This is a genomic window from Shewanella sp. SM32, from assembly GCF_025654235.1.
In the GTDB taxonomy this organism is placed as follows: domain Bacteria; phylum Pseudomonadota; class Gammaproteobacteria; order Enterobacterales; family Shewanellaceae; genus Shewanella; species Shewanella oncorhynchi.
The window spans coordinates 1-665 of record NZ_JAKKRO010000174.1 but is presented as its reverse complement, the minus strand read 5'-3'; the positions used below and the strand labels follow the sequence as shown (position 1 = coordinate 665).

At 47.1% G+C, this 665-nt stretch carries 1 protein-coding gene; it reads right to left on the bottom strand.

Annotation, left to right across the window (positions count from 1 at the left end):
- The coding region (locus L5M10_RS24035) for an ImmA/IrrE family metallo-endopeptidase (RefSeq protein ID WP_263256112.1) at positions 1-665 on the bottom strand (665 nt) is incomplete at both ends.

Sequence of the window (665 nt, the reverse complement as noted above, 5' to 3'; positions counted from 1 at the left end):
CTGCTGCACGGCTAGCCTCCTGAGCTAACTGTGCTTGAGTCGGCACCTCCAACTTTCGTTCTTTACGAAAGCTAGAAACAGACATGCCAAGTAACTCTGCAGCTTTTGACTCCCCTATGTATTCTTCACCTAAAGCACGATATACCAACTGCTTATGTAGATAAGTCGATTCATGAGGGTATGCTTTTCCTGGCTCCTCCGTTCGCCAGCCATTTTTGCTAAACAGCATAAATAGGTTTTTCTGAGTCGCAGGCGTAATTATTCCACATTGGCCAGCTCGAAACAGTGCCGCTAGCATGCTAATACCGTATTCGTGCTTTAGCATCAGTAATTCACGCGGTTCAATATGACGGCGCTTTTCACCCAAGTGTTCAATAAGTGATTGGGTAGGTAAAAGAAATGCACCAGCAAAGGCATTACAAGCCTTCTCCTCATCAATCCCTTCAGCTAAACGACCATGCACGACTAAGTGCCCAAGTTCATGGGCCAAGGTGAAGCGCTGACGGTCACCACTTTGGGCGGTAGAGATCACCACTACAGGAGTGCTACCAATCTTGCCCGCTAAACCGTCAAACTTCTTATCTGTTTCCACATCCGTGGTAATAATCATCACGCCCTTAGCTTCGAGGGTATCGATCATATCGTGAATAGGGTTTAGCCCTAGC